2 protein-coding genes are annotated in these 3,292 nt (G+C 72.0%); one reads left to right on the top strand and one right to left on the bottom strand.

Annotated elements, in window-relative coordinates; all coding sequences use genetic code 11:
* Positions 1–2,386, bottom strand: a 2,386-nt coding sequence (gene eccCa / locus VN520_RS27790; RefSeq protein WP_325749703.1) for a type VII secretion protein EccCa, incomplete at its 3' end; no start/stop codon positions are given.
* A gap of 409 nt (positions 2,387–2,795) precedes the next feature.
* Between eccCa and eccD the strand changes: the two genes are divergently transcribed.
* Positions 2,796–3,292: type VII secretion integral membrane protein EccD (gene eccD / locus VN520_RS27785; protein WP_325749702.1), on the top strand; the 497-nt coding region annotated here is incomplete at its 3' end.

Raw genomic sequence — 3,292 nt, 5'->3', positions numbered from 1 at the left:
CCAGCGGGGAAGGCTCGTCCAGCGGCGGCAGCCACACCTGGTGGGCGGCGGGGCCGGAGTCCCGCAGCCGGTCGAGGGCCACGTCGAGCAGGGCCTCCTCGTCGCCCGCCTCCTCGCTCTCCGGCTCCGGCTCGGGAGCCGCGGCCAGGGTACGGGGCACCACCCAGCCGCTGGTCCACGGCACCACCTGGCTGGCCACCCGCGCCTGCACCACCGCGCCGGTGCGGCGCCGGTAGGTGCCGGACGAATAAGCGGCGCGGAACCGGGTCAGGGACTCCACGCCGGACTTCAGGTAACCGCTGCCGGGCTGGGCCGGCAGTTCGTAGGCGTCCGGGACGCCGAGCACACCGCGGCTCTCCATGGCGGAGAAGGTCCGCAGGCCGATGCGGTACGACAGGTGGCTCTCCAGCTGGTGCATGCGCCCCTCGTCCAGGCGCTGCGAGGCGAGCAGCAGGTGGACCCCCAGGGAGCGGCCGAGGCGGCCGATCATCACGAACAGGTCCATGAACTCACGGTGCGCGGAGAGCAGTTCGCTGAACTCGTCGACCACCACGAACAGGCTGGGCAGCGGGACGAGGTCCGCCCCGGTGGCGCGGGCCCGCTCGTAGTCCAGGGCGGAGGTGTAGTTGCCTGCGGACCGCAGAAGTTCCTGACGGCGGATGAGTTCGCCGTGCAGGGCGTCCTGCATGCGTTCCACCAGGGCGACTTCGTCGGCGAGGTTGGTGATGACGGCGGAGGTGTGCGGAAGCTCCTCCAGGCCGAGGAAGGTGGCGCCGCCCTTGAAGTCGACCAGGATGAAGTTGAGGGTCTCGGAGGAGTTGGTCAGGGCGAGGCCCAGGACGAGGGTGCGCAGGAGTTCGCTCTTGCCGGAGCCGGTGGCGCCGATGAGCATGCCGTGCGGGCCCATGCCGCCCTGCGCGGACTCCTTGATGTCGAGTTCCACCGGGCGGCCGTCCACACCCACCGCGATGGGTACCCGCAGCCGGGTGGAGCCGGTGTGCCGGTTGAAGAGAGTGTGCGGGTCGTGCCGGTGCAGGTCGGGGATGCCGAGCAGCGTGGTCAGCTCGACGTCGGTGTCCATCGGCTGCGCGATGTCGGTGCCCAGACTCATCCGGCGGGGGGTGAGCAGCCGGGCCAGTGACTCCGCGCCGAGGGGACCGAGCCGGTCCGGCCGGCCGAGGGGCACGGAGCGCTCCTTGCGGCTGCGGTCGGTGCGCACGAGGCTCACCCGGCCGGGGCCGACGGTCAGCCGCAGCGTGTTGCGGCCCGGACGCCAGCGCAGCGCCCCGGATATGTCGAGGGCCAGGGCGTTGCGGTAGCCGTGCCCCTCCCAGCGGTGGCCCTCGGGCACGGTGACGCCGTCCAGGACGACGATCGTGTAGGGCTCGTCGCGGCCGGGGCGGGCTTCCGGGTCGAAGCCGGGGCGCTCGGCGAATTCGGCGCCGAGCAGGTCGTCGAGCTCCGTGAGGTCGGCGGTGATCCGGCGCGCCTGGCCGGCACCGTCCTCCTCGTACGGATCCAGCGCGTGCGGCAGCCACTTGACCCACTCCCAGTCGGGCCGCCGCTCGTCGCTGACGCAGAGGGCGATCCACAGTTCCTCGGGAGCGTGGAAGACCGCGAGCTGCCCGAGCACGGCGCGCACCAGGGCGCGCACCGCCTCGGCGCCGGGGTCCTCGCCGCTCTCCCCGGACACCGGGGTGCCGGGCTCCAGGCCGGGTGCCTCCTCGGGGCGCAGCAGGATCCGGGCCGAGGAGCGGAGGTAGAGGCCGAGGGGCTGTTCGGGAATGGTGGAGTAGGCGCGGATGAAGCGGCGCAGGGCGTGTGCGCAGAGGGGTTCGAGGTCCTCCACCGGCCGGGTGGACACCGGGTTCAGGGTGAGTGCGAGCTGCTGCTCGCCGACCGCGAGCCGGACCTCACCGAAGTCCTCGTCGGCCGGGCGGCGTTCCCACAGCCGTGAGGTGCGGGCCAGCGAGCGGAGCGAGGCGGGCTCCGGGTGGCGCCAGGCGAGCGCCCGCTGCTGCTCCGTGATGGTGGTGCGGACCCGCTTGCGGATCTGCGCCAGGTAACGCAGGTAGTCGCGGCGTTCACCCTTCAGACGCTGCTTGCGCTCGCTGGAGCGGCGCATCAGCTGGCCCAGCAGCATCGCACCGGCGGAGAGCGCCATGACGCCCATCGCCAGGTACATGAAGACGCTGTTCCCGCCACCGGGCCGCAGGAACATCAGCATCATCGACACCGACATCAGCGCCATCGGCAGATAGGTCCAGATCGCCGAGGTGTCGGGCACCGTCTCGGCGAGGACCGGCGGCTCCTGGAGGGTCAATTGCCCGTCGGGCATCTCCGGCCCACGCCTGCGGGCCGGGCGGCGAAACAGCACGACACTCAAGGAACAGAACCTCCGGTTCACAAACTTTCCGGCCCGCACCGGAATTCCGGCGCACCCGGTGATGGAAAAGGCCGCACCGCGCTGATTCTCCGGGTCCCGCGTGAGGCACGGTGAACCCCGGATGAATGTTTCGAGCGGATGGCGGGGCGCGGGCAACTTCCGTGATGGCCAACCACATACCGGATAGAAGGAGCCCGGTCCGCAGCACGACCCGGTGGTCGTAGGCAGTAGTGTGCATTCACGGAACGCGACCTGTCCACGCGGGAGTGGCCGTCACCGGGCCGGCGGACGCAAATGCCGTGACCGGACCCCCGGTTCGCGGCCGGACGGACCTTCCGTACTCTTCGCACATCCCCTCTCCCGGGGAAGTCCTCCTGTCAAAGCCCTCCGGAAGACGAGAGTCCAGCTGATGACCGACAGCGCGGTGGCCGAATCGTGCCGCCTGACCGTACGTGCACCGAACGTCAGCATCGACCTGGCGGTGCCCGCCGACGTGCCGGTCGCCGATCTCCTGCCCACCCTGCTGCGTTACGTCGGCGAGGAGGCCGAGGAGGCGGGACTGGACCACGCCGGCTGGGTGCTCCAGCGGCTCGGCGACGCCCCGCTCGACGAGGAGACCACCCTGGCCCGCGCCGGGCTCGCCGACGGCGCCGTGCTCTACCTGCGTCCGCACACGGAGGCGCTGCCCGAGGCACGGCTCGACGATCTGGTGGACGGGATAGCCGAGACCGTGGGCCGACGGCTGCACACCTGGCACCCGGGGGCGGCCCGTGGCCTGCTGGCGGGCACCGCGGTGGCCACCGTGGTGGCCGCTCTCGTGCTGGTGTTCTGGCCGGGGGTGACGACCGGCTCCGGTGCCTCCCGGGCGGCCTGCGCGGCCCTGGCCGGGCTGCTGCTCCTCGCGGG

This window comes from Streptomyces sp., from assembly GCF_035563135.1.
Taxonomy (GTDB): Bacteria; Actinomycetota; Actinomycetes; order Streptomycetales; family Streptomycetaceae; genus Streptomyces.
Note: the sequence above shows the minus strand (reverse complement) of the source record. Positions and strands in the feature narration are given on the sequence as shown.